We start from the raw sequence: 24,666 nt of genomic DNA, 5'->3' as shown, positions 1-24,666 counted from the left end.
TAAATTGGAGCTAAAGCCTGAAGATGTGGGCTTTGCAACTACTTGATAATAAGCACCAAATTTGACGTTAGTCAGAATAGAAAGAATTAGCCATATAATAATACCCCTTCTCGGTAAAGCCTTCTGCCTCTACATTCAACTGAAAGCCATCCTCAGTGGGCCAGTAAATGGTGGTGCTGTCATAGTTATAGGTGAGGTCAATGATGTTTCCTGAAAGTGGTATGGTCTGAGATGTTTGTGACTCGGTAGCAGTCTTCTGCTGTTGGACACAACTTCCCAACAGGAGAAATACCATAAGGATATTTCTGGATTTCATGCGTATTGCGTTAGGTTGACATTATACTCTTAATTTAAACATTCAGCATGAAAACAACTAAGCCACATTTAGCCAGCAGTGCAATGAATAATTTTAATGAGTAATGAATGATGATTAGTAACACCCTAACCCTAACAAGCCTTAACGATAAAGTAATACTGGATACACTTCACCGGGGCTGAATACTTCTTTATCAGGAGGGAGCTGCATAAAAGCATCGCAGGCCAGCAGATTGGCAAAGTCGCCTGAACCTTGTCCTTCTTCAGGATAGGCCAGGAGTTTTCCATCGGGAGCACTTTCCAGCTTCACCTGGGTAAAGTAAGTAAGGGGAGGAGGAAATTTGATTTCACCGGCCAGTTCAGCATAGTATGGCTTGTCCTGTGTGGTACCTGAGCTTGCTAACAGCCAGGGTTTTACGTAGCGGTGGAAGCACATGAAGGTAGATACCGGGTTGCCGGGTAGCGCAAAGACAACTTTGTGTTTCTGACTTTTACCAAACCAAAAGGGTTTGCCGGGCTTTTGTTTCACCCGATGAAATTGCTTTTCAACTCCTAGTGTTTCCAGTACTTCCGGCACATAATCTTTTTTGCCTTTGGAAACCCCTCCGCTCATGATCAGGACATCATGTTTTTCCAATGCACTTTTTAATCCTTGCTGAATGATATCTTTTTCATCTGCGAAGTGATAAAAATGAGCGGTAATCCCCATCTGCTGAAGGGCAGCATAGAGTGCATAAGAATTAGAACGGCGAATCTGATAAGGTTCCGGCTTTTCTTCAACTCCCACCAGCTCATCGCCAGTAGAGATGATGCCTATACTAGGGTTTTGACTTACCAGAAGGTGACTTTTGCCTACTGATGCTGCTACCGCAATCTCTGCCGGACCAATGATCACCCCTGATTCCAGTAATTCGGTACCTTCAATTTCATCCAGTCCTTGCTGGTGTATATTTTGGCCTTTTTTCTTAGGCAGTTCCAGAAGTTTGGCGTACTTCTTTCCCTCTTTTTCTAGAAACTCTACATCCTCATAGCGGGTGACCGTATCCGCATTCACCGGACAGACAGCTCCAGTCATCACTTCTATACATGCCTGGGCATCCTCCAGGGTAGAGGGAGGAGTACCGGCGGCCAGCAGGCTTTCTACTTCCAATAGTGCCCCTTCCTTCACGCTATCAAAGAGGTAAGCAATCCCATCCATAGTGACGCGGTCAAAAGGAGGGAAGTCGCGATCGGCGTAGATTGACTCCTGAAGCACTTTTCCCTGACACTCCTCCAGTGGAAGCGCTTCGGATTTTGGTTGCAAAGTATGCTGCATTACGATCTCAATGGCCTGCTGTACATCAATCATATCGGTAGTGTTTAGGTGATGTGACAATTTTACTAAAGTATAGACAAAATAAAAAAGCGCCCAAAGGACGCTTTCATAACAGTGATATCTAATCTATGTGCTTAGTTATTGAGATTAAGTGACAGATATATCTGAGCCAACGAGTTGCTTACCTCACTCAATATGGCATCTGAAGTAATACCTTCATTGATTTTGGTTAACCCTAGATTATAACGAGTACCAATAGAAAGCACTTCAAAGTCTAAAGCAAATCCTCCGGCCAGCCCGAAGTCTAACGTTTTGAAACTGTCTTCACCATCAAATTCTCCTACTGCATCAGCATCAATATTACTGTTGAGCAAAAAGCCTACATAAGGCCCTATATGGATATTGGCTGACTCACCCAGCTTAAATACTGCTAAAACAGGAATATCTATATAACTCAGGTTAAAATTGACATCGCCTTCGGCCACTCCAAGATCATAAGTAGCTTTGGTACCTTTAGTATTGTATAAAATCTCTGGTTGTATTGCGAACCCATCCAGAATAGGTAGCTGAGCAAATACTCCCACATGAAATCCGGTCCTCATACTCTGATCCTCTACATTCTCCAGCGAAGCAAAATTACTGAAGTTTACGCCTCCCTTTACACCTGCTTTGATATCCTGTGCGATGATACTCAAAGGGATCAGCAAGGCGCACATGATGAGAATAATCAGTCTAATAATTGTCTTTCTTTTTTTATCTATTTGGTCTGTATTTTCCATATAATTAATTACGATGGTTATACCCTTATTATGTAAATATGATGCCACAGCCCCTTAAAGAAGTAGGATGTATCGCAAATACTGCATTTGCTAAAGGGTTAGGCCGTTTATTTATTTTTCTGTGGAACATTAGAAATTAATCTTTACACAAAAGTGTGTAAGATTTACCCAATAATGTGGATTTTTCAGGTACATACTCATGCACTGAAAACTACAAGATGGCCTCATAAGTCCGTTTAACTATGATTATGAGTACCTGCTGTGGAGGTAAGGCTAGTAATAATTCTGGTATGTCATTTGAATCTATTTGTTACAGAAACAAATTTGTTAGATAGATGAAGAGATTCAAATACAATAATTCAAGTAAAATAATGAGTTGGGTAGCCGCTGTTGCGCTACTTGCCAACCTTAGCTTTTTACCTGCCTGCAAGACAATGGATAATACCCAGAAAGGTGGAGCCATTGGTGCGGGTGCAGGAGGTGCCATTGGTGGGGTAATTGGTAATAAAGCCGGTAATACCGCAGTGGGTGCCATCATCGGCGCTACGGTAGGAGGTGCTGCTGGTGCTTTGATCGGGAGGCAGATGGATAAGCAGGCGGAAGAGCTGGAAGAAGACCTGGAAGGCGCGGAAGTTACCCGGGTAGGTGAAGGGATAAAGATTACTTTTGACTCCGGTCTGCTGTTTGACTATGACTCTTATGCGCTGCGAGATAATACCAAAGAGAACCTTCAGGAGATGGCGGAAACGCTTAAAAAGTACGAGGACACCAACATCCTGATTGAAGGGCATACTGACAGTTCTGGTTCGGATGATTATAATGAAGAACTATCCGAAGACAGAGCTGAGGCAGTTTCAGAGTATTTGTTGGGTCTGGGAGTGAGTCCTGGCCGCCTGACTACTATGGGTTATGGAGAAGAGCAACCTATAGCTGATAATGACACTGCTGAAGGTCGCCAGGAAAACCGTCGTGTAGAGGTGGCTATCTATGCCAATGAGGAGATGAAAGAAGCCGCTGAAGATGGCAGACTTGGGGAGTAAATTTAGTATTAATCAACTTGCAAGAAATATAAGCCTCCGTAAACGGAGGTTTTTTTATGCCTTTTTGCCGCTTATCTTAGCAGTTACAGCAAAGTAAAATACTATGGCAAAGGATAAACAGGAACTTACCCATCTGGACGCAGAGAACCAGCCTACTATGGTGGATGTAGGAGCCAAGGAAATCACACAGAGGAGTGCTACCGCACAATGCGTAGTAGTGCTTGGCAAAGAGATTATGCAGGCGCTTACGCAAAGTGAGGGTAAAGAGGAGATTTACAGCAAGAAAGGCCCGGTATTCCAGACCGCGATCATTGCCGGTACTATGGCTGCTAAAAAGACGCATGAGCTGATTCCATTTTGTCACCCACTACCAATTGAGAAGTGCAAGCTGAAGATATACATCAACGAGGCACAGGAGGTGGTGGTGGAGTGTACGGTCGGGGTGACTTCCAGGACCGGGGTGGAGATGGAAGCCCTCACCGGAGCCAATGTAGCCGCCCTCACCATTTATGATATGTGCAAAGCCCTCTCTCATGACATTGTGATCAAAGAGACCCGATTGATGGCCAAGAGCGGCGGCAAGCGGGATTTTAAGCGGGAGTAGACAGACGGCTTAAAGGTGTAAAGCAGTAGGCAATAAGCTGTGTAATAATTGTACTTTGCCCAGAAATGGGCGATATCCCCGCTTCGGTGTGTCTTCGCTTCAGCTTCGGTATTCCTTCGTTACGGCTTTGCTTTGGGGTTTTGGTATTTTTTGGAGATAAGGCTTCTTTTTGTGCTGTGGTAAAGTGGAGGTGCTGGGGTCGGTGGAGACACCGACCATGGATATGCGAGCTTGTATTGAGGCTGAAGTTGCAAACTTCAGTTAGGGTATGTGGGGGTGGTAAAGATTCCCGGTCCCCGGCGGCTCCGCTGCGCTGCGGAATGACGCAATGGAGATATCTTCTAATCCCTGGCCTGTGTCTCCACAGGACAGTTTGCAGCACATAGAGTAAGAAACCTTTTTACAAAGTTTACTTCATATCTTACTCACATATTTTCCGCTAATGTTCCGGCGAAGGGTGCAAAGTAAAGTGGAGGTGCGGGGGTCGGTGGAGACACCGACCACGGGTAAGCAAGGTTATATTGAAGCTGAAGTTACAAACTTCAGTGAGAGGGGATAGCGTACTAACAATAGCTTCTCAAGATAGAAAGGAATTTAGCTTAACACAATGAAAGATTGACAAGTGGTGTTGGGCAGGATAAAATTAATATTCAAGAGAGAGAAGGAAGTTTATAGGCCGGTTGTGTAGTGCTTCTTGGACTTAGGCTACTACTTCTGAGCGCTGGGAGCGGTTGCCGGGAAGGTCAATGGCTTTGATCTCCAGGCGGTTGCCCTGCACCTCAGTGGTCGCTTTCTGGGTGGCATAGGTCCAGTCCAGGCCGTTTTCTTCTGGCGTGGCACTGCCTTCTTCCAGCAATACCCCATTGCCATCATAAATGGCTACCTGCACTTCGGTCACCATATGGTCGTCAGAAGCACGGATTGTCAAAGGGCTGCCTTTCTTGCCATCGTAGAGACTGAAATCTACCAGGCTGATGTCGGGGGCAGTCATGTAATCTGAAACCGCTACACTGTAAGCCGACTGTCCGGGCCTGGCGCGCTGCGCATAGGCTGCCTTGGTTACCGGGTCTTTGATCACCTTCTTCGCGTAGATGGTCGCCTCCCTGAACGTCTGCATCTGCCGAAGCTGGGCTTCGCTTTTTGGAGAGGAGGGTTGAGGCTTTACGGATACCACCGTCTTACCTGCCCTCTGGCTGAATACGATACGGTTACCTAAAGAGCCTGACAGCCCTTCAATCACGATGTTGTTTTTTACTTTTGCCATTGATTCTAATTGTTTTGTTTAACATATATTAATTCTACTTGTGAAGAAACTCCTTTGCTATTTTGAGGCCAGTTATAAGCCATAGTGTATTTATACTCTGGTAATATTATGCTAATCTTCACGATGATGGGATGAGTGTTTCTGTGTATATATCAGGAAAACTTACGAATACTCATTTTTGCTATTCCATTGCAGGTGAGCAGTTTAACTGAATTAAAGACTATTTATTCTTTCCAGGGTAAAATTGTGTCTTATATTTATTGAGCATTTGTACCAACTTCTGCTTGCGTGAGGTTTAGGGCTGTTTGTAAGCAGTGGTTAACAAGGCCTGGAGGAAAAAGCTGCCGGAGGGTCTGTAGGACACTGACCCTGGCTATAGAAGGTCTCACAGACCTGGGGGTGTTTATTTATTATTAGGAGTAAAATGAAAAATGGACCTATATTGCATAGGCTATTGCCTGATGCCTATTGAAGCTGCCTGATTTGAAACCATATAGGCGGAATTTTCATTGCTTAAGCATACATCATCACAATAAGCTTCATTTATCTTTCAATATTTGATCCTCCATGTCAACATCCATAAAAAGCCAGGCAGACATTTTAGCTAAACTAGGCATAGCACAACTGAACCCTATGCAGATAGAGGCGCAGTCTACCATAGCAGGCAGCCCGGAAGTTGTATTACTTTCTCCCACCGGTACGGGTAAAACACTGGCTTTTCTGCTCCCAATTATTAAGGCATTAGATCCCGCTTGTGATGAAATTCAATGTGTAATCATTGTACCATCCCGCGAACTGGCCATTCAGATTGAACAGGTGATGCGGGAGATGGGCACGGGCTTTAAAGTTAATGCCGTATATGGAGGGCGTACAGGTTCTAAAGACAGGCTGGAAATTAAACATAGGCCAGCCGTGCTGATTGGTACACCGGGCAGAGTGGCTGACCATCTCAAAAGAGAAGCATTTGAGACGCGTGATATCAATACCCTGGTGCTGGATGAATTTGATAAATCACTGGAAGTGGGTTTTGAAAGTGAGATGAAAGATATTCTCAGGCTGCTGACCAAAGTGAAGAAGAAGGTATTGACCTCAGCCACGCAGGGGGTCGCTATTCCCGGCTTTGTCAATCTGAAAGACCCTATTGTTATTGATTATCTGGAAAAAAGAAGCCTGCGCCTACAAATCAAATTAGTGATTTCACCGGTCAAAGATAAGCTGGATACGCTTGTTGAGCTGCTGGCGCATATCGGTGATCAGAATGGTATCATCTTCTGCAATTTCAAAGACTCCATACAGCGGGTAAGCGATTATCTGACTGAGCATCATATATCCCATGGTACCTTTTATGGTGGTATGGAGCAGGTAGACAGGGAAAGAGCATTGATCAAATTCAGGAATGGTACGCATAATATCCTCCTGTCCACAGATTTGGCAGCCAGGGGTTTAGATGTGCCTGAAATAGGTTTTATCATTCATTATCATCTTCCCCTCAGGCATGAGGAATTTATCCATCGTAATGGCAGAACGGCCCGTATGCATAGCGATGGGACAGCTTATGTGATTCAGTATAAAAATGAAGATAGCCCCGATTATATAAAAGATATCCCCATTGAAAAGCTCAAGCAAAACCCGACACCCAAGGCTTCTGCCTGGAGTACATTGTTTATTTCCGGAGGCAGGAAAGACAAGATCTCTAAAGGTGATGTGGCAGGCTTATTTATCAAGCAGGGCAAACTTGCGCAGGATGAGGTCGGTGTTATTGAACTCAAAAATGATTGTGCTTTTGTTGCTGTAAAGACCGCTACCATAAAAAAGCTTATTCCCAAAGTAAATAATGTGAAGTTGAAGAAGAAAAAGGTCAGGGTATCGGTGATTTAGGTGGGGTGAATTTTTCTGATGATGTACTTACAGTCCTTATAAGAAAATGTACCGTAGTATGACCTATGCGTTATGCTGACTTCCCTAAGGCTGGGAATACTGTCTATAATGACTGGCTTTTAGATGAGTAAATTTAGGGGCAACAGACTGTATACCGGAGTATGCCTGCCGCCCGTAAAGCTAAACAGACTTTTATTGACCAGCGGTGATATTGGCCTGATCATTCCTTATCTGCCATTGACCGTCGGTATATTGCCATTCCGTTACATAGGTGCCTCTTACCTCATTGCCAGAAGCAAAGAGAATGGTGAACTTGCCCTCTTCTTTGGCGATGTTATCCTCTATACTGATGTGATCAGCAGCCAGTTCTTTGAATGTATACCGGCCCATTTGTACTCTGTAATAATCCGTAAGGTAGTTTTTGTGACAACCAATACCTGCCACACAAGCATCCTCATGATATAAGGTCATCAGTGAATCAATCTCTCCCTGGTTAAACCACTGGACATAATTGGCATTGGCAGTCTGAATAGCCTGTTTGGCCTCATCCTCACTTTGGGCTTTACTTTCCGTACTTAGGGTGAGCATCATGAGACAAATAGCGAAGATAGCGAGTGCGTACATTTTTGTCGTTTTCATCTTTTCTGTGTTTAAGTGTTATGAAATCATGCGTTGATTTGAGCAGGCTTAAAATTTACTACCTGCTGCTTGTCGCATCGGAAACAAGATTAGGGAAAAGCGTCAACACTGAACACGAATTTGACATACATTGGCCCGCCATTCGCCCGACATTTGGTTTGAGGACGCTCAGCCGGGGCTTTTGGGTAGGTCGTCAGGAGTGATGAACAAGATATGTAAGCTATAGATCTGCCTTGTTTCTGAAATGGGCCACTCGGCGGCGGCTAGTACTGGCAGATCCGTTTTGCACTAAGGGAGGTTTTGTAGCATGAAGCGTTTTACATTTTCTCCCATAATGGCTCTGATTTCATCTTCCTCAAAACCCTGGGCGAGCATCTCTTCTACCAGCAGGGGTAAGCCGGTGACATCAAAGGGCACTGTGGCGCTGCCATCATAGTCTGAGCCCAGAGCGATACAGTCTACTCCGGCAATCGCTTTGATGTGTTGCATCGCCTCTACTATCCCCTGGGTAAGAGGTTCATTGACCGCACCGGCAAAAAAGCCTACGCCTATCAGCCCCCCATTTTCAGCGATGCGCCGTATGTGGGCATCTGAAAGGTTACGCACATTGTCCCGGGTGCCTTTTACCCCGGTATGCGAAACCAGTACCGGACGCTGGCTCAGGTCCAGCACATCATCAATAAGCGTGGGAGAGGCGTGGGCCAGATCAATGATTATCTTTAACTCGTCCATACGTTGTATGACTTCACTGCCAAAATCGGTTAGACCTCCTTTATCCATACCGTGGGCAGAGCCGCCCAGGGCATTGTCAAAGAAGTGGGTAGGGGCTAGCATACGGACGCCTTCCTGGTATAGTTTTTCAAGATTCTCCATTTTACCTTCCAGACAATGCGCTCCTTCAATCCCTAAAAAGCCTCCTGTCACTCTTCTGTTCTCTTTCCTCAGAGTAATCAGGCGGTTTAAGTCTTCCCGGCTTTTCACCACGATAAACTCATCCTCGTATGCCTCAGCAAACTGATGGAGCTGCTGACTCTGGTACACCGCCCTTGCTGAGAGGCTGAACCAGTTGGATAGCGGCTTTGCCTGTAGAAAATTCAGCAGGGTGATGTTATCAAAAGAGTCTCCCGAGTTTTTTCTGAAATTCTGCCCAGCCGGAGATTTGGTGACTATGGTAAAGGCTTGCAGTGCCATATTCGCTTCCTGCATTCGGGGAAAGTCCACATGCCCTATGTCATGTTTTTGCGTCAGGTCACGGTCCCAGAGCAGGGCATCACAGTGCAGGTCAGCGACAAAATCCAGAGAGGTATAAAGATTCAGGGCTTTATTAGAGACAAGATAGGGGGGAGGGTTTTGCGTCTTGTTCAACTGCTGGTCAAACTGCCGGGGCACAATCCATGCGACTGCCGAATAAATAATGATAAGGAGCAATAGAACGATGACAGGCCATTTGAATTTTTTCATATCGTCAGAATGGAACGTGTTAGCAGTTTAAAGCAAGCCAGGTTAATCAGCTGTAATTTGAAGGAATATCATGAATATTAAAACTGTGGCTTCTAAAAATATGAACAGAGAAGGTATGAAATAAGAAACCCGCACCAGTAAGCTGAGCGCTTAGAGCCGATGCGGGTGAGAGATGAAGTAATTGGTAAAAGGTGAATGGCTTATTTGGTAAGTTCTGACTCAGTTTCTCTGATCTCTGGTCTATCCGTATGCTCTACCACTTGTACAGCAGGGCTTTCTTCAGATTGTGAAGCCTTCACTTTGGGCTGGCTCACATCTTTGAAGAGCAGCATATCTCCTACACGGGCCGAGGCACCATCATAAAAGCCAGTATCATGTTCAAAGCTTTGAGGATTGTGAAATGTGCCAAAAATGATGTCAAACAGGGCTACATCCGAATAGTTGCATTTATGTATGCCACGAGCATGATGATAGGCATGACTCTCCGGACGTTGTACAATATACCCCAGCCAGCGTGGTGTTTTGATATTGGCATGCTGAAACATACCCAAAAAGGTAGTCACTAAAAGTACCATGGTAATCGCCTGGGGAGATAATCCTACCAGTAGGGTAAAGCACACACTACCCAACATGGTAAAGCCTATCATATCCAGCGGACTGAAGTAAAAGGCACCGTAAGTATCCATACGTTCGGCACTATGATGCATCTGATGAAAGCTACGCCACAGGAAGTTGGAATGGTGCAGGCTGTAGTGCCAGGCAAACACACCAAGCTCATAGAGCAGTATCCCCAACAAACCTCCGCTTACAGTGCCTAAGGCAGAAAGATCAATCAACTGATAAGGGGCCAGCCAGGGATCCACCAGCAGGGGCAGATAGGAGGAGAGGTAAAAGAAGAAGGCAAAGGAGCTCAGTCCTCTAAGCTTCCAGTTTTTTACTTTGGGTAGTGTTTTACCGGGAAACAAAGCTTCCCAAAGCATCAGACCGCCATAAAAAGCAAGAATAATGAGTGATAAAGGGTCCAGCAAAACTTCTAATGGAGTTGGCATAATTCTATAAGGTTTAATTTCTGTTTTACCCTATAGGCGTAAGCTCCGAACTTACGATGTAAGACATATATTCTCTTGCTGATTTTACTTCTGGAAATTTAAGCTACACAGACTGAGTTTCTTCCTGCGAAGGCCAGAACCTGTCCAGGTTCAGGAGGTAGCGGATGAGTTTGAGAGGTAGACGGGTAATGCGATATGGTCCGTTAATGATAAGCCGGGTATTGACTTCACAGCTCCGATAGAGCGCACTTTCAATATCTATGTGGGCTTTGAGCCTTTGGAAATTGTACCATGCGATACCTCTTGACAGCCGAATCCCATAATTGGTAATGATTTCGTCATTGTTTTTGAGGTAGCGGTCCAGAGAAAAAAGACGGTAACTGTACCGCCGTGCTACCAACTCCTGTATTTCATCAATGGAAGTTTGCAAAACATCATTGACCAGATGAAAATCATGAATGCTGAGCGCATCAGGGAGCTTTTGTTCTACTTCCCAAAGTGCAAAGGGCAGGTCATAGCTGATATGCACATACATGCAGATTAGCAGTTCATCCAGCAGAGAAGTAGTAGTTCCCTTGAGTGTATCAAAGGCATAATTCCAGGCCGGGGGACAGTTTAAGTGATTAGAATAAGCTTCAACTGCACTCATATATTTGTGGGCGAAGGATTCAGTAAGAGCGGTTACAGTTTCGGGCTTTAGATAAGCGTGTTCGTTCAGGCTTAGCAGGATTCTGTAAGTCATTCTGGTATATACCAAAGCAAAGGTAGCCCTCGTATCTTGCTGAGATTCCAGCAATCGGGTAAGTTTATCCAAGGCCTTATAAACCTCTTCAATCCGTTGCTGATAGGTGAGCGTAGTAGTTGTCATAGTCTATGAATGGTTTCTATAGATTCGCCCCATTTACACTTCAGTAGCCCATCTACATGATCATGATCCTTCACACTATATTCACAAACCCAGGTGCTACCCAGCAAGGGCATATAGTAGCGGGACTGGAGGCCTTCATCAAGAATCTCTGCCGGATATGATTTTTGTTTATTCAGGAGAAAAGGAAATGGTCCGAATCGGTCATTGGCATTCACCACTACATCTTTACCGTTTGGGTCCAGTATGTATTCTTCTCTCAGCAGATAAAGCGTCAAGCCATATTTATGTATCCTTACTACATTAAAGGCGCTGCCTATCTCGTACTTATCCGGATAGATTTTGATCTCAGAGTCAATCCGGGCCTTCCCCAATAACTTTTGAAATAGCAGCATGGCCTGAACCAGCAGATTATTAATCAGACCCACTTTTTCTTGTGTGAGCCTGTCTTTGTCCGTAAGCCTGAATTCAAACTTTCCTGTCCACTTGCCTTTTCCTACCTTAAAATAATAAATCTGATTGGCTTTTTGATACTCCATCTGCATTTGATTTAAGGTGAGGAATTTACAGTACAGCGAATGGCTTAGACTTTACATACAAGCCTAACTTACCGAAAGCACATCATACGGCTATATTGGTCTGCCGGGATACTCTGGAAATATGATGATCTGGGTTATAGGCTGTTTCATCTTCTTCCATTATACGGTACACTTTAGAGTGGTATTCTTCACGCGTCAGCACACCTTCGTCTCTTAGTATGGCTAACTCACGGAGCAACATTTCAGGCGTTGCCGGATAGTATTTCCAGTTAAATTCCTCTTCATTGAGGATACCCTGCTCTCTTAGTTGTTTAAGGCGTTCCACCCTCTGATAAGAGTTCATTCTTTCTCCAAACCAGAGTAAAAGGACCATCCCGGCAATTGGGGTGAATAATAAAGAGGCAGCGGCTACATAACCCCAATGGAGGTTACTTTTTCTGCCCAGATAGGAGGTAAGCAGTACCATAAAAAAATAGATGCCTCCAAAATACAGCGATAATAAAGTTTCGGTCAGTGCAGTGCTCATGTCGTAGTAAGCTTTTGTGTTCTTTAGAGCTTAGTAGACACTGAGAGGAATGATGTAACCTGGAATTGTATATGTTAATTGTGCAACTCAAATTCCACAGTTGGCGAACACACACTGGCAATCATGTTAAGTATAGCAGACATACCCTTACATCTGCAATACTCAATATTTAAGTTTTATGAAGGTACTACGATACCCAAAGCTTCCAGCTGCTGTTTATCCTCATCAAAAGCAAAGCGGGCGGCTTTGATAAACTTGCTCATCCATAGCTGTAATGCTTTTCGCTCTTCATCACGGCGTACTTTAGCCACCTGTTTACTACTCCTGTACTTGTTTTGCTCTACCCTTGCATCGGCTACTGCCTCAATCATGGCCTGCACCTGGGCCATTTCTTCGGCAGTAATTCCCCTTTGCGCGAGCTGCTCACTTACGGCCCCGGCATATTTATAAAAGGCTTTTACCTGCATGAACCATCCGGCCATATCTCTGCGTCTCTTGCCCTCCAGCTTCATATCGTGCCATGCCTGGCTATTGGGTGAAATGGTCATACGGGCAAACTTCAGATGTGTAACATAAAGGGCGTTGGCTTCTTTAAAAGCATCGCGTAGCTTTTGGGTACTGGATTTCTGCAGGTTCTCTTCCTGTTCGCGCTGCTCCTGCTGCCCTGACATCCGGGCCAGCAAACTGTTGCCATTCATAATTTCTTTACGGTCAAAGCCCAGAGGAGTCAGGGCTTTGATGATCTGAGGATTGGACAAAGCACCGCTGATGATCAGGCGGTTACTTTCCAGTTCGTTGTAAATACCATTCTTTTTCATCACTCTATTTTTTTCAATAAAAATAAGCTGACATGATGCAATTCTCCGCTTCACGAACACAAGCAAACTTACTCAGGTAAGCATATTGATGCTGTCTGCTATTTTTCAAAGAAGTGAGTGGATAGCGGAAACAGGTAGTTACTGTTGTACTAAGCGTGCTGATATGTTACTTGTGGGAAGTAGAGGATGCGGATGAATACTTTGAATGTTAAAAAACGGACGATCGGACCTGATGTCGTCCGGGGCATTCTTAGAGCACTGTACCTTAACCCTTGCCCCGGGCGGGGCGGACACAAAGTACTGATACAATGTACTTGCCCCTGTAAGGTACATGTACCAAACGGCAAAGCTCAACGACTGCCCCACTCAGGGATAGCTACTGAGGACTGGTACTTTATCATTGCCCCATAGCGGGGCAGTCAGTAAGCTTCGCCACTAACACTTTATCCCTTCCGGGACAACTCCAAAACCCTCTTAGCGAGTGATCATTTGAATACAAAGCATTAAGCAGACGCAGGAGAGTACAAATAAGCGCAACGAAAACATAAAGAAGGAATGGGCAAGTAATACTTTGGTTCAGGGTAATGAAAATGCTTTTATGCATACTTATTAGTGGATATTTACAAAACCCATTGATTTCATACATCTTCAATGAAGATAGGGTGAGTTTACTTAGTTTAGAGAAGTTTTACATAGAGGAAATTAGTCTTTTTTACAGATGTTAGGTTTCATAAGAAATGAAAAACACAATATTAATTCTTTTAGGATTTTTACTGCTCAGTTGTAATAAGCAATCAACTTCAGTTGATTCAAGTAATCAAATAGAATTTATCAAAGCACAGATAAACAGGAGAAGCAGTGATCTAATCACTCATGTTGAGGAAACTGGCTACTCACCTGCTGGTAAAGAGTTTATAGAAATTAGTGAGAAGCTATCAGAGAAGACTCAAAATCTTATTTCTAAGATTGATAATGGTGAAATACCACAAAAGGAAGTAGTGCTTGAGATAATAGACCTAGCGAATAACAGATATGATACTATTCCTATAGATAGCTTATTCATCACTCAAGCTTACAATAAATTCAAACAAACTGGAAATAAAGAAATTTTTAAAGTCTCACTACTTCTATTTAATGCGGATTTCATAAATAGCATTCATAGTAAATTTAGTAACTATTTCCAGCATGTAGATTATTTCATACCAATTCCAGTGGGTGATAAATTTACCATAAGAAAAGGAGATAGCTTTAATGGCATGGCGATTTCTCAAGCTAAGATGGTTGCTATTAAATATTTGTATGAAATTGACGATCCACAAACCGATGAAGGATTTGTAGAGTTACCCTCTAATGTTGCCAGTAAATATGATGGAATTATTAATATTAAAGGAAAAGAAGTAGGGGTTCACAAGATCAAATTAAGATCTACTCATTGGCAAAACGGGAAGAAAATATCATTTGAAAATGAATTTGAATTAGAAGTTACTGAATAACCTCCACAGTAACTATGGGTGGCTTAGAGCTAGCTTATTTGACACAGAAACATAAATAAATATCTGTCATTCTTATTTTCTTTTATGCAAGCAAAAAATGAAGTACTCAGCGTCATTCCGTAACGCAGTGGAGGAATCTTCTACAGCCCTACAGATCCATAACTTTCACAACGTATAAGATCCCTCCGGGATCACACGGTGGCGACTGCCGTAGTGGTAACTGCCTCAGTAGAACTGAAAACTTACTTTTTCTTCTTTCAATGATAGCAAGCTGTAAAAAATCAAATAACCTTTGATGCATATTTATTAGTGGATTTATATAAAACCCTCTCATTTAATACATCTTCAATAAAAATAGGGTGAATTAGCTTAGTTTGTGGAGGTATATTAATAAAGGAGATAGGTCTCTTTAATCAGTTATTATCCTCAATTTGAATGGAAGAAATTAATCAAAACAACTTAATTGAATTTTTGAGCAAGCTAAAAACACTTGAGAATGTCTGCGATCACTCAAAATTCAAAGGATGGAATGATTGGAATCCAAATTTTGAACCTGAACTGGTTAGAATCGGACAAATTGAACAAGAAGTAAGTATGGAACCTCCTAAATCATATTGGGGAGAAAAGGCTCCTATCAGTTTGGACGAATACCCTTATTGGCATTGCGAAATTCACCAATGTCCAAAATGTAATGAACTCTTCTTCTTTTACAATGAGGATGGAGGTCATAGTAGACAGAAAAGATATCGTCTGATACAAAAAGAACTGATTGATATTGAAAGTATTAAACCTACTCAAAATTGTCAGATAATTTCAAGTCCGTACAAATATGCGATTTACAAAAAACCTGATTTGACATTTGAGCTATCAATTTGTAAACCTGTTGCTTTGGGAGTTGACATATATCATATAATGACTGATGAAGAGGTGAAGTCATTTATAGATAATGGTATAAAGGTTTTAGAAAACAGAATGAAAGATATGGGTGAAAACTACACAAATTACAGAGTAGTCTCATGGCGATAAAAAATAAGGATGCTACTTAACAACTTCAGATACAATTCAAGGATTAGTAGCTCAAGGAAGAACAATCAACGAGACAATAGAAATTGCACGAGATATTGCTAAAAAATTGTTGGAAGCCCATGTTTAGCCGCTCAGTTGGATGTAAGCGGCTAAACATTGGATGATTAGAAAGGCAATGGCTCGCTCAACTCATCTATCATTTGGTCAAACTTCTTTCGGAGTTTGGGAAGGAGTCTTTCACCTGCTTTGTTTTCTATTTTCCGCCCATCCATTTCACTTACCGGAGTCATCTCTCCCATAGTACCGGTAGCAAATACCTCATCAGCAGTATAAAACTCAGTAAGCGAAAGGTTCTTTTCAATCACTTCTATGCCCAGGGAACGCCCGATTTCAATGGTCAGGCCGCGGGTGATGCCGTGCAGGCAGGCATCGGCATGGGGAGTGTACAGTTTTCCCCCTTTCACCATGAAAAGATTGGTGTCATTGAGTTCGGACACAAAGCCGTAGGCATCCAGCATGATCGCCGCATCGGCACCCGCCACATTGGCCTGTATCTTCGCCAGTATGTTGTTAAGCAGGTTATTGTGGTGAATTTTGGAATCCAGATGCTTGGGGCTGTTACGGGCTATCCCCGACGTAATGACCTTGATGCCTTTTTCGTTATCATACACGGGAGGTTTCCATTCGGCCAGCACGATAAGGCAGCATCCATCCTGGTTTACCCGTGGGTCCATGCCCGAAGTCACTTTCTCACCCCGAGTCAGTGTCAGGCGGATATGGGTGTCGTCTTTCATGCCATTGGCTTCCAGCGTCTGAATGATGGCCTGCCTGATACTTTCGTTAGTTGGAATATTCTCAAACAATAGTGCTTTGGCAGAGTCCTGCAGGCGGTTCAGGTGGCGGTCCAGGCAGAAGATTTTGTTTTTGTACACGCGCAGCCCTTCCCAGACTGCATCCCCTCCCTGTACGGAGCTGTCAAATACGGAGACTTTGGCTTCGGAGCGAGGGTAGAGACCATCTTTCACATATACCTGTATATCGGCGTTCTTAGGATTGAATTTCTGTAGCATGGAGTTGGTAAAAAGTTGAAAGTTAAAGGTTTAAGGTTGTGCTTTAAGTCATTTGAAATTTGTATTCTTCAATTTGCAATTTTAAGCTTTGATGGAATGCTGGTAGAGCGCATCGTAATAAGGCCTGGCTTTTTCGTACAATGGCTGCAGGTGGTCGGGTAGGGAGCGGCGGCTGGTCTCCTGCTTACTGAATCCGGTAGACTGGTGAATATTGTGGTACCAATATTTGGCCCAGACTCCATCTTCGGGTCGTGCCCCGGCTTTCCATTGCAGCATATTTTCATCAAAAGGAATATCCAGCGCGGCACAGAGCTTCTGCATAACGCCCTCCTGATCTTTGAGTAACTCTCCCGAATCCAGCACCACAGGATTTTGTCCATGCTCCTTGAGCCAATGATAGAGTTCGTACTGTTGCTTGGAACCAATATCCTCCATCTCCGGCTGCTTCATCACCTTACCGATGGAAGCAATCAATTGTTTGGGGTTGCGGATCAGAAAGAGGTTGGTCATGGAAAGCATGAAATCCAGCTTCATTTCAATGAGGTGATGGGCCATATCTTTGATAAAAAATATTGGCCGGTCATATTCTTTGAGCAGCACCTCATCAATCACTTGCTGAAGGTCACTGCTCATGCTCTCCATAATTTCGTCCTTTCCCGGATGATCTACATCAGGTCGGAGCTTCAGGTAATAGGCGTATAAAGGTTCATCCACCACCCGGGTATCTTGGCGCTGGGCAAAGGAATACATCAGCGCAGTGGACAGGTTACGGGGGTTAGAGATCAAATGAATTCTTTTCAATATCAGGCAAAATTAGGTTCAGGTTTATCGGCATGTTTTTCCAGGTAACCCTCAATATAGGGTATGGAGTCAAATAATTGTTCGTACGAATTAATAATAAAATATTGAGACTGAAAAACATCTTTGCGATAAGGTGTGCCCATCACTTTGTCTACATCATATGGTAGTTGAGTAGCTTCTTCGCTCAGCGAATATTTGGTCTCTCCTGCGGAGGATAATATGCCTGCTCCGTAAATGCGTAAAGCATTATTCTCTCTGATCAGGCCGAATTCTACGGTGAACCAGTAAATGCGGGAGATCAGATGAATCGCCCACAGGTTGTCAATATATTTTAAAGCAATCTTGCTGAGGGCCTGCAGAAAATCTACGAAAGGCTGATTGGTGAGCATCGGTACATGTCCGAATACATCATGAAACATATCTGGTTCCTCCAGATAATCCAGCTGACTCATTTTGCGGAGCCAGGTAGAAGCCGGAAACCTGCAGTTGGCCATTAGTTGAAAAAACTTGTCATCGTCAATCAGGCCGGGTACTACATGGATTTGCCAGCCGGTAAGCCCTTTGAGTACTGTATTAGTTTCATCAAAGTTGGGGATTTTGTCAGCGGTAAAGTGGATAAGTTGAAGGCCGTCCAGATAAGCCTGGGTGGCGGCATGGGGGAGGTTAACAATCTGCCTTTCGTACAAGGTTTTCCATACCTGAAAATCTTCCTCGCTATACTTTTCATATTCCTGCTTCATCATGGGTTGTTGTTTTATGGTGCTGATGTGCAATCCTAATCTTCATTTTTGGAATGGCACATATGGATACAATTAATTCTATATAGATAAAACCTAAATAAAAGAAAACTGTTGTTTCTAAAAATATAACAAAGTGAAGAAGGTACTTATTGCAGGGGCTTCGGGCGTACTAGGCTTGGAAGTACTCAAACAACTCCACAACCATCCTGAGTATTGGGTGAGAGGGCATATTCGTGATGAAGCCAAGAGAAAAACTATAGCTCCATACTGTGATGAGGTGGTGCTGGCGGATGCCACACAGCCCGAGCAGCTGAGCGGAATATGTGACGATATAGAGATTGTGTTATCTACCATTGGCAAAAGTGTTAGTCTGTTTGCTCCGGAGTGGGGAAACTTCGTGGATATAGATTTCAGGGGCAATCTTAATTTGCTGGAAGAAGCCAAGAAAGCAGGCGTATCCCGCTTCGTCTACACCTCTATTTATGGCAGTGAAACTTCCCCCAATTTGATGCAGGGCTGGGCGCAGGAAATGTTTGCCCAGAACCTGATGCATACCAACTTATCACACACCGTCATCAAGCCGGTAGGTATGTTTTCTGGTCTGAATGATCTGATTATTATGTCTAAAAGTGGAATGCTGATGACTCCGGGGGATGGTAAATGCCTGACCAATGCCATTCACCCCAAAGATCTTGCAAAGTTTTGCATTGAGCATCTTCAGAATGGTCCTCAGATAGCTGAAGTAGGAGGGCCGGAGATTCATAGTCGCAACGAGGTGATGGAAATGGTAGCTGAAGCCACGCACACCAGGCTTACAATGAACATTCCCCTCTGGATTGTGAAACCAGGGCTGATGCTGGTCAGGCTGCTCAACAAAAACCTGTATGATAAGCTCAGCTATTTTTCTTACATCACTACCCATGATATGGTAGCGCCCAGGTATGGCGGTCTAACCTTTAAAGAATATTTGGAAGGACAAGAGCTAAGGCCTGTTCCCTCATAGTACGTTAAGCTGATCTTTTAGCTGCAGAATTTTGCCCTTCTCAGTGTCAGGAATAACAGTATTCACACATAGATGGTAGTAATGATTGAACTGTTCAGCCTGTGCGAAAGAGGGTAAAGATTCTTCCCGGCGGTTGATGAAGGTGCTCATAAAACTATTGTCAGCAATACTGCTGAGCGGATCGCGGGTAGGTACGGTACAGCGGGCGCAGGGCTTTTTGCCAACAAACGAGACATTGCCAAGCTGAAAAAACTTGTCAGTACCCGGGACATCAAATAAACGGTCTTCCCAGAAAGGTGCATAACAGTCGCCTAGCTCAATATTTGCCCGAAAGCGTCTTCTGATATTTCCCAGAGAGAGATCAGGAAACCATTGCTGTACTTCCAGATAAGTAGCGGTACTCACGATGGTAGGGCCGGAGTTTTCATCATCATCGGGAAAACCAGAAACTTCATTTTGCTTGATAAACACCGGCTCTTTAAGGTATTCGCTAAAAAATTCCGCGATTTGCTGCTGTTCATGCTCCATCTGAAAACTTGCCATCAGCCCTTCGGGGGTAGACAGATTAACCCTTAGCTGGTGAAGGTCAAAGCCTGCGCGTACCTTTTGTATAGCCGGGTATTTCTTGGCATTGACCGTTCTGCCTGCCTGATTGTACAGGGCAAACATCCGGTCCAGATACAAAGCTCCTTTGTCAGTAATGCTAGCTTGTGTTACCTCTATGCCATCCAGTGATTTGATAGGGTAGAGGGTTAGTTTTTCAATATAAGGCATAAGTTAGGGATGGGCGGCTACCCATGTTTCTCCGTCTTCAAAAATCTCCTTTTTCCATATGGGTACACTCTGCTTTAGCGTATCAATAGTGTATTTGCAGGCTTCAAAAGCCTCCTGCCGATGGGGTGTAGATACGGCAATGATTACTGCAATGTCGCCAATGTACAAAGTACCTTTGCGGTGATGAATGGCAATTTTAGCAACCGGCCACTTAGAAGCGGTTTCTTCCGCCAGCTTTTCCATCTCCTTGATCGCCATACTGTCGTAGGCTTCGTATTCCAGCCGTACTACAGCGCGCTCCTGCGTCTTATTCCTGACCGTGCCAATGAAAATATCTACTGCACCGGCACTTCCGTCATTGACAGCTTCCAGAGCAGTATTGATATCCAGCGGCTGATCGCTTAGCAGTATGTCTCTCGTCTTACTGTTCATTCCTCTTCAATCATTATATATTTCACTAACCGCCACTTACCGGAGGAATGATAGCGATTTCATCACTTTCCTGTAAAAGTTGATCCTTTTGACTGTATTCATTGTTGACTGCCACCAGCATGGAGTCCAGGTTTTCCAATGCAGGGTAGCTTTGCTTGAGACTTTGCAAAAGATTGCTTACACTAGTTTCCTGAGGTAGCTCCAGTTTTAGCCTTTGCTGCCCAATAATTTCTTTGGTAATGCCGAATAATAAAATGTTAAGTTGCATAGCACACAAATTAAGTCAGTTATGTTTAATACGCAAAGCTATGTACATTTGTATTTGAGCAAGGAAAAAATTCTCTATGCCTGACCTGATATACGATAATCACGGACGTCCTATCACTTACCTGCGGCTGGCAGTCACGGATCGCTGTAATTTGCGCTGTTTTTACTGCATGCCCGCAGAAGGAATCAGGTATCTGCCCAAGCAGGAACTGCTGACTTACGAAGAGATGCTAAAAATGGTGAGTCTGATGGCAGAGATAGGGGTATCTAAAGTGAGAATCACCGGAGGAGAGCCTTTTGTAAGGAAGGATTTAATGTATTTTCTACGACAACTTAGTCAGATTAAGGGCATTGAAGATATTAACATCACTACCAATGGTGTACTGACTACAAATTATGTAGCTGAGCTTAAGCAGTTAGGGATACGCTCGGTCAATCTCAGCCTGGATACTTTTGACCGGGAGCGGTTCGCAGCAATTACCCGCAGGGATGAGTTTGATAAAGTAAAAGCCTGCTTTGACGAGCTGATTGCTCAACAGATTCCTACCAAGATCAATGCGGTGGTGATGGATGGTAAGAATACAGATGATATTATTCCCCTTACTGAGCTCACACGTGATTATCCGGTAGATGTTCGCTTTATAGAAGAGATGCCTTTCAACGGAGAGGGCAGCCACTATCCGGTACTGGTGTGGACGCATCGTAAAATTCTGGAGAAATTAAGAGAGCAGTATCCGAATATTCAGAAAGTAAAGGACGCCGCACATTCCACTTCCTACAACTACCAGATACCCGGGCACAAAGGAAAGGTAGGCATTATTGCTGCCTTCAGCCGTACTTTCTGCGGAAGTTGTAACCGTATCAGGGTCACTGCTCAGGGCACGCTCAAAACCTGCCTTTACGACGATGGTGTATTGGATATTCGTCAGCTTTTGCGTAGTGGGGCTAGTGATGATGAAATCAAGGCTGAACTGAAAAAGGCTTACACCAGCCGTGCTAAAGATGGTTTTGAAGCTGAAAAATCCCGTCAATCATCGCACCCAGCCTCTGAGTCTATGTCTACTATCGGTGGCTGACAGGTATCAGGTTCAGGCTACTCGGGTCAGGTCTTATAATTTTTTTATCTTAGCCACTTATTCAAATAATAATCCATTTCATAATGAAGCGTAAAGCAATTTTTTTCTTATTACTAAGTCTCTTTTTTTTTATTGATTTTCAGGTAAATGCTCAGGGGTCGGATATTTATACGGGAGGCATCAACATCCCAGTAGGGCAGGATAGCAGTAAAAATATTCGTATCATTCTTCTCAATCAGTTTTGGGCCAAGTCGGTAGAAAACAATCCTGGTACGGTTGGTGTCGATGGAGAGTTAGCCACACATAGTTTTGATATCGGTGTACGTAGGGCCAGGGCTACCATCTATTCACAAATTACACCTCGCTTTCTGATTTTTACCCAAATTGGGATCAACAACCAGACCTTTGTCAATGGAGGTGCACCCAGACAGGGACCCAAGAAGCCACAACTCTTTTTTCATGATGCCTGGACCGAATATTCAGTAATTTCACGTGTGAATCCTCAGAATGGAGAGCGGAATCCCTTTTCTCTGGCGTTGGGAATGGGCTTGCATTTCTGGAATGGTGTGTCCCGCTTTACCAATGCCAGTGTAGTGAGCTTTATGACTTTAGACCTGCCGGTTTTCAACTTTCCTAATATTGAGCAGAGTGATCAGTTTGGTCGTCAGTATGGAATCTATGCCAAAGGTAAGGCTGGTCCTTTGGATTACCGCTTTCACCTTAATAAGCCATTTGTAAGTGGAAGTCTGGCTAATGTAAACACTGAAAGTGCAGTTGATATCCCATCTGATGAACTTGCTCTGGGAGGCTATGTGGCTTATGAATTTTTGGAACCGGAAGGAAACCTGACTCCTTTCAAAACGGAAACCTATATTGGTACAAAAAAAGTTTTCAATCTGGGAGCAGGTTTTTATCACCAGCCGGAGGCCAGCGGTGTTCTCAATGTTTCAGGTGACCTGGAACGCCAAGATCACACTGCCTGGGCAGTAGATGCTTTTCTGGACTATCCTTTTGGGCTTAGAGGAATGGCCATAACTGCGTATTCGGTGCTCTACAATTACGATTACGGAACAGATTACTATCGTAGTGTAGGCATCATGAATACGGCTGCCGGACAAACTTCAGCTCCTGCTGGCTTTGAGGGTAATGTATCTGTGGATGGTTTTGGTAATGCCGAGCCGCTTCTGGGTACAGGCAATATTTTCCTTACGCAGGCAGGTTTACTTTTGCCAGACAACTGGCTGGGAAGTCTGGGTAAGTTGCAGCCTTTTGGTCGTGTAGAAATGAAAAACCTGGACTATCTGGATGATTCCATTTTGAATACTGACATTGGACTCAACTGGTTTATTGAAGGACATCATGCTAAAATAACTTTACAGTACGGTACACGACCTTTATTTTTCCGCCAGGAAGGTGAAATCATTTCCAATGAACGTCTGGGACAGTGGACCCTGCAAACTCAGATTTACATATAATAAAACACACATCCATTGTGGTCATTTTTGTTTACATTTGAGCCATTTTTATAAAATTGACAGATATGTTTGATAATATCAGAGCCAAGGTAACCCAGCTAGATGCGTTGGCAGCACTTAGGAATGCCCATGCTGACAAAATGATTGTATTTTGCAGCGGTTGTTATGACATTCTTCAGTCAGGACACGCAGTTTTTTTTAACCAGTGTAAGTCTTTCGGGGACCTGCTGGTAGTAGGGGTGGGAAGAGACGAAACCTTAACCCAACTGAAAGGACCTGGCAGGCCGGTGAACCCTGAAAATAACCGTCTGTATCTGGTAGCTGCCTTGGAAGATGTGGATTATGCAGTCCTCAATGACCACAAAATAGGTAAAGGTAAAATTGATTTTGAGGAGGTAATCACACAGCTGAGACCCGATATCTTTATCCTCAACCAGGATGATTCAGCTATTGAAGAGAAGCAAGCTTTATGTGATAAGCTGGGAGTAAAAATTGAGTATGTAGACAGAGAAGTACCGCCTGAATTGATGCCTACTTCTACCACACGTATCATCAATAAAATCAACTATGCGTATAAAGCACCGCTCAGGATAGACTTTGCCGGTGGCTGGACGGATGTTCCTTATATCATGCAGGGGAAAACCGGTTATGTATCAAACGTAGCAATCAAACCTAGGATAGAGATGAGAAATAAGACTTTTAACTTTTCCGGCTATCCTCGGGGGAGTGGCTTGAGTACCTCTACAGCGGTAAAGCTTTTGGAAATGATCGGTAGCAAAACTTATAACGCTGAACCTAAATCGCTACAGGTAATTGCAGAGGATTTGTTTAATCTGGAGAACAAGGAACTTAACTGGGCTATAGGAAGGCAGGACCAGTACGCGATCGTATACGGAGGATTTAACTGTTTTGAATGTGTGGAAGATGAAGCCAAACCTTTGGATGTAAAAATGTCTAAAAATACCCTTGAAACTTTCCGAAAAAACTTGCTTTTGCTGCATACAGGTGTGTCTCGTAATGCTCAGTCGGCAGTAGAACAGGTGTATCAAAATTATCAGACAGAAGGTGGAAAGCGTGCGCTGGATATCCTTACAGATTGTGGCTATCGCTTTATCCATGCGCTGGCTGAAGAAGATTTTATTGCCTGTGCCCGAATAATGGAAGAAAACTGGGAAGCTCAAAAGTTACTCGCACAAGCCAGCACTAATGAAAACCTGGATGCCATGTATGCTTTTGCCAAAGAAAATGGCGCCTACGGTGGAAAAATATGTGGTGCCGGAGGAGGAGGAGCTTTTGTTTTTTACTGTGAAGATCCTCAGCAACTTAAAAAAGCTATGAAAAAGCAGTTCGTTGACTGTTTTGAAATAGATTTTGAATTTGAATACCAATCTATAAAAGAACTAAACGCACTGTAAAT

Annotated in this window: 27 protein-coding genes; 10 read left to right on the top strand and 17 right to left on the bottom strand. The window is 43.7% G+C overall.

The window, feature by feature from the left end:
- Positions 1-67: 67 nt before the first annotated feature.
- The 3 genes from WJR50_RS14475 to WJR50_RS14465 all read right to left on the bottom strand — a co-directional run bounded on the left by WJR50_RS14475 (position 68) and on the right by WJR50_RS14465 (position 2,409).
- Positions 68-316: a hypothetical protein gene (locus WJR50_RS14475; RefSeq protein WP_341294011.1), complete on the bottom strand. Its 249-nt coding sequence runs from the start codon at positions 314-316 to the stop codon at positions 68-70.
- Between the two features lie 141 nt (positions 317-457).
- Positions 458-1,663: a molybdopterin molybdotransferase MoeA gene (locus WJR50_RS14470; protein WP_341294010.1), complete on the bottom strand. Its 1,206-nt coding sequence runs from the start codon at positions 1,661-1,663 to the stop codon at positions 458-460.
- A 101-nt stretch (positions 1,664-1,764) separates the two neighbouring features.
- Positions 1,765-2,409 (bottom strand): porin family protein, encoded by a 645-nt coding sequence (locus WJR50_RS14465; RefSeq protein WP_341294009.1) that lies wholly within the window; start codon positions 2,407-2,409, stop codon positions 1,765-1,767.
- 335 nt (positions 2,410-2,744) lie between these two features.
- On the opposite strand from WJR50_RS14465, the gene WJR50_RS14460 reads away from it, so the two are divergent.
- Complete coding sequence (locus WJR50_RS14460; RefSeq protein ID WP_341294008.1) at positions 2,745-3,449, top strand: YiaD family glycine zipper/OmpA-like lipoprotein; 705 nt, start codon at positions 2,745-2,747, stop codon at positions 3,447-3,449.
- Between the two features lie 103 nt (positions 3,450-3,552).
- On the top strand, positions 3,553-4,053 hold the full coding sequence (gene moaC, locus WJR50_RS14455; RefSeq protein ID WP_341294007.1) for a cyclic pyranopterin monophosphate synthase MoaC: 501 nt from the start codon (positions 3,553-3,555) through the stop codon (positions 4,051-4,053).
- A gap of 700 nt (positions 4,054-4,753) precedes the next feature.
- Here the strand turns inward: moaC and WJR50_RS14450 are convergent.
- Positions 4,754-5,317, bottom strand: coding sequence for a hypothetical protein (locus WJR50_RS14450; RefSeq protein WP_341294006.1), 564 nt, complete (start codon positions 5,315-5,317; stop codon positions 4,754-4,756).
- 567 nt (positions 5,318-5,884) lie between these two features.
- On the opposite strand from WJR50_RS14450, the gene WJR50_RS14445 reads away from it, so the two are divergent.
- Positions 5,885-7,195 carry a DEAD/DEAH box helicase gene (locus WJR50_RS14445; protein ID WP_341294005.1) on the top strand — a complete coding sequence of 437 codons (1,311 nt, stop codon included), beginning with the start codon at positions 5,885-5,887 and terminating at the stop codon, positions 7,193-7,195.
- A gap of 192 nt (positions 7,196-7,387) precedes the next feature.
- On the opposite strand, the gene WJR50_RS14440 is transcribed toward WJR50_RS14445, so the two are convergent.
- Positions 7,388-7,834: a Cif family virulence factor gene (locus WJR50_RS14440; RefSeq protein ID WP_341294004.1), complete on the bottom strand. Its 447-nt coding sequence runs from the start codon at positions 7,832-7,834 to the stop codon at positions 7,388-7,390.
- 20 nt (positions 7,835-7,854) lie between these two features.
- Between WJR50_RS14440 and WJR50_RS14435 the strand changes: the two genes are divergently transcribed.
- Complete coding sequence (locus tag WJR50_RS14435) at positions 7,855-8,037, top strand: hypothetical protein (RefSeq protein ID WP_341294003.1); 183 nt, start codon at positions 7,855-7,857, stop codon at positions 8,035-8,037.
- An 85-nt stretch (positions 8,038-8,122) separates the two neighbouring features.
- Here the strand turns inward: WJR50_RS14435 and WJR50_RS14430 are convergent, their stop codons facing one another.
- The 6 genes from WJR50_RS14430 to WJR50_RS14405 all read right to left on the bottom strand — a co-directional run bounded on the left by WJR50_RS14430 (position 8,123) and on the right by WJR50_RS14405 (position 13,092).
- Positions 8,123-9,295, bottom strand: a complete 1,173-nt coding sequence (locus WJR50_RS14430) for a dipeptidase (protein WP_341294002.1) — start codon at positions 9,293-9,295, stop codon at positions 8,123-8,125.
- 200 nt (positions 9,296-9,495) lie between these two features.
- Positions 9,496-10,344 (bottom strand): sterol desaturase family protein, encoded by an 849-nt coding sequence (locus WJR50_RS14425; RefSeq protein ID WP_341294001.1) that lies wholly within the window; start codon positions 10,342-10,344, stop codon positions 9,496-9,498.
- Between the two features lie 103 nt (positions 10,345-10,447).
- Positions 10,448-11,212: a DUF5995 family protein gene (locus WJR50_RS14420; protein WP_341294000.1), complete on the bottom strand. Its 765-nt coding sequence runs from the start codon at positions 11,210-11,212 to the stop codon at positions 10,448-10,450.
- Complete coding sequence (locus WJR50_RS14415) at positions 11,209-11,748, bottom strand: hypothetical protein (RefSeq protein ID WP_341293999.1); 540 nt, start codon at positions 11,746-11,748, stop codon at positions 11,209-11,211. The genes WJR50_RS14420 and WJR50_RS14415 overlap by 4 nt, the downstream gene beginning before the upstream one ends.
- Before the next feature lie 82 nt (positions 11,749-11,830).
- A complete protein-coding gene (locus WJR50_RS14410; RefSeq protein WP_341293998.1) occupies positions 11,831-12,274 on the bottom strand; it encodes an SHOCT domain-containing protein in 444 nt (147 codons plus the stop codon).
- Between the two features lie 176 nt (positions 12,275-12,450).
- A complete protein-coding gene (locus tag WJR50_RS14405) occupies positions 12,451-13,092 on the bottom strand; it encodes a PQLLE family protein (RefSeq protein WP_341293997.1) in 642 nt (213 codons plus the stop codon).
- 737 nt (positions 13,093-13,829) lie between these two features.
- On the opposite strand from WJR50_RS14405, the gene WJR50_RS14400 reads away from it, so the two are divergent.
- Both WJR50_RS14400 and WJR50_RS14395 read left to right on the top strand, forming a co-directional pair.
- Positions 13,830-14,585 carry a hypothetical protein gene (locus WJR50_RS14400; protein WP_341293996.1) on the top strand — a complete coding sequence of 252 codons (756 nt, stop codon included), beginning with the start codon at positions 13,830-13,832 and terminating at the stop codon, positions 14,583-14,585.
- 435 nt (positions 14,586-15,020) lie between these two features.
- The gene (locus WJR50_RS14395; RefSeq protein WP_341293995.1) at positions 15,021-15,611 is read left to right on the top strand and encodes a hypothetical protein; all 591 of its coding nucleotides are present in this window, start codon (positions 15,021-15,023) and stop codon (positions 15,609-15,611) included.
- A 164-nt stretch (positions 15,612-15,775) separates the two neighbouring features.
- Here the strand turns inward: WJR50_RS14395 and WJR50_RS14390 are convergent, their stop codons facing one another.
- The 3 genes from WJR50_RS14390 to WJR50_RS14380 all read right to left on the bottom strand — a co-directional run bounded on the left by WJR50_RS14390 (position 15,776) and on the right by WJR50_RS14380 (position 18,255).
- Complete coding sequence (locus WJR50_RS14390) at positions 15,776-16,681, bottom strand: aminotransferase class IV (RefSeq protein WP_341293994.1); 906 nt, start codon at positions 16,679-16,681, stop codon at positions 15,776-15,778.
- An 81-nt stretch (positions 16,682-16,762) separates the two neighbouring features.
- Positions 16,763-17,482, bottom strand: a complete 720-nt coding sequence (locus tag WJR50_RS14385) for a sulfotransferase-like domain-containing protein (protein WP_341293993.1) — start codon at positions 17,480-17,482, stop codon at positions 16,763-16,765.
- A gap of 2 nt (positions 17,483-17,484) precedes the next feature.
- Positions 17,485-18,255, bottom strand: a complete 771-nt coding sequence (locus tag WJR50_RS14380) for a phenylalanine 4-monooxygenase (protein ID WP_341293992.1) — start codon at positions 18,253-18,255, stop codon at positions 17,485-17,487.
- Between the two features lie 100 nt (positions 18,256-18,355).
- Between WJR50_RS14380 and WJR50_RS14375 the strand changes: the two genes are divergently transcribed.
- The gene (locus tag WJR50_RS14375; RefSeq protein WP_341293991.1) at positions 18,356-19,225 is read left to right on the top strand and encodes an SDR family oxidoreductase; all 870 of its coding nucleotides are present in this window, start codon (positions 18,356-18,358) and stop codon (positions 19,223-19,225) included.
- Here the strand turns inward: WJR50_RS14375 and WJR50_RS14370 are convergent.
- Genes WJR50_RS14370 through moaD form a run of 3 tightly spaced genes read right to left on the bottom strand, consistent with a single transcriptional unit; the run spans position 19,220 to position 20,699 of the window.
- The gene (locus WJR50_RS14370; protein ID WP_341293990.1) at positions 19,220-19,999 is read right to left on the bottom strand and encodes an MOSC domain-containing protein; all 780 of its coding nucleotides are present in this window, start codon (positions 19,997-19,999) and stop codon (positions 19,220-19,222) included. The two genes, WJR50_RS14375 and WJR50_RS14370, sit on opposite strands and share 6 nt — an antisense overlap.
- A 3-nt stretch (positions 20,000-20,002) precedes the next feature.
- Positions 20,003-20,431, bottom strand: coding sequence for a molybdenum cofactor biosynthesis protein MoaE (locus tag WJR50_RS14365; RefSeq protein ID WP_341293989.1), 429 nt, complete (start codon positions 20,429-20,431; stop codon positions 20,003-20,005).
- A gap of 25 nt (positions 20,432-20,456) precedes the next feature.
- Positions 20,457-20,699: a molybdopterin converting factor subunit 1 gene (moaD, locus tag WJR50_RS14360; protein WP_341293988.1), complete on the bottom strand. Its 243-nt coding sequence runs from the start codon at positions 20,697-20,699 to the stop codon at positions 20,457-20,459.
- A gap of 85 nt (positions 20,700-20,784) precedes the next feature.
- Here moaD and moaA point away from each other — a divergent pair, with 85 nt between their 5' ends.
- The 3 genes from moaA to WJR50_RS14345 all read left to right on the top strand — a co-directional run bounded on the left by moaA (position 20,785) and on the right by WJR50_RS14345 (position 24,664).
- Entirely contained in the window at positions 20,785-21,774 is a 990-nt protein-coding gene (gene moaA / locus WJR50_RS14355; RefSeq protein ID WP_341294012.1) for a GTP 3',8-cyclase MoaA, read from the top strand.
- An 83-nt stretch (positions 21,775-21,857) separates the two neighbouring features.
- Positions 21,858-23,249 carry a porin gene (locus WJR50_RS14350; protein WP_341293987.1) on the top strand — a complete coding sequence of 464 codons (1,392 nt, stop codon included), beginning with the start codon at positions 21,858-21,860 and terminating at the stop codon, positions 23,247-23,249.
- A gap of 65 nt (positions 23,250-23,314) precedes the next feature.
- Entirely contained in the window at positions 23,315-24,664 is a 1,350-nt protein-coding gene (locus WJR50_RS14345; RefSeq protein WP_341293986.1) for an adenylyltransferase/cytidyltransferase family protein, read from the top strand.
- Positions 24,665-24,666: the final 2 nt, after the last annotated feature.

This window comes from Catalinimonas locisalis (assembly GCF_038039535.1).
GTDB lineage: Bacteria > Bacteroidota > Bacteroidia > Cytophagales > Cyclobacteriaceae > Catalinimonas.
This window is presented reverse-complemented; position numbering and strand designations above follow the sequence as displayed.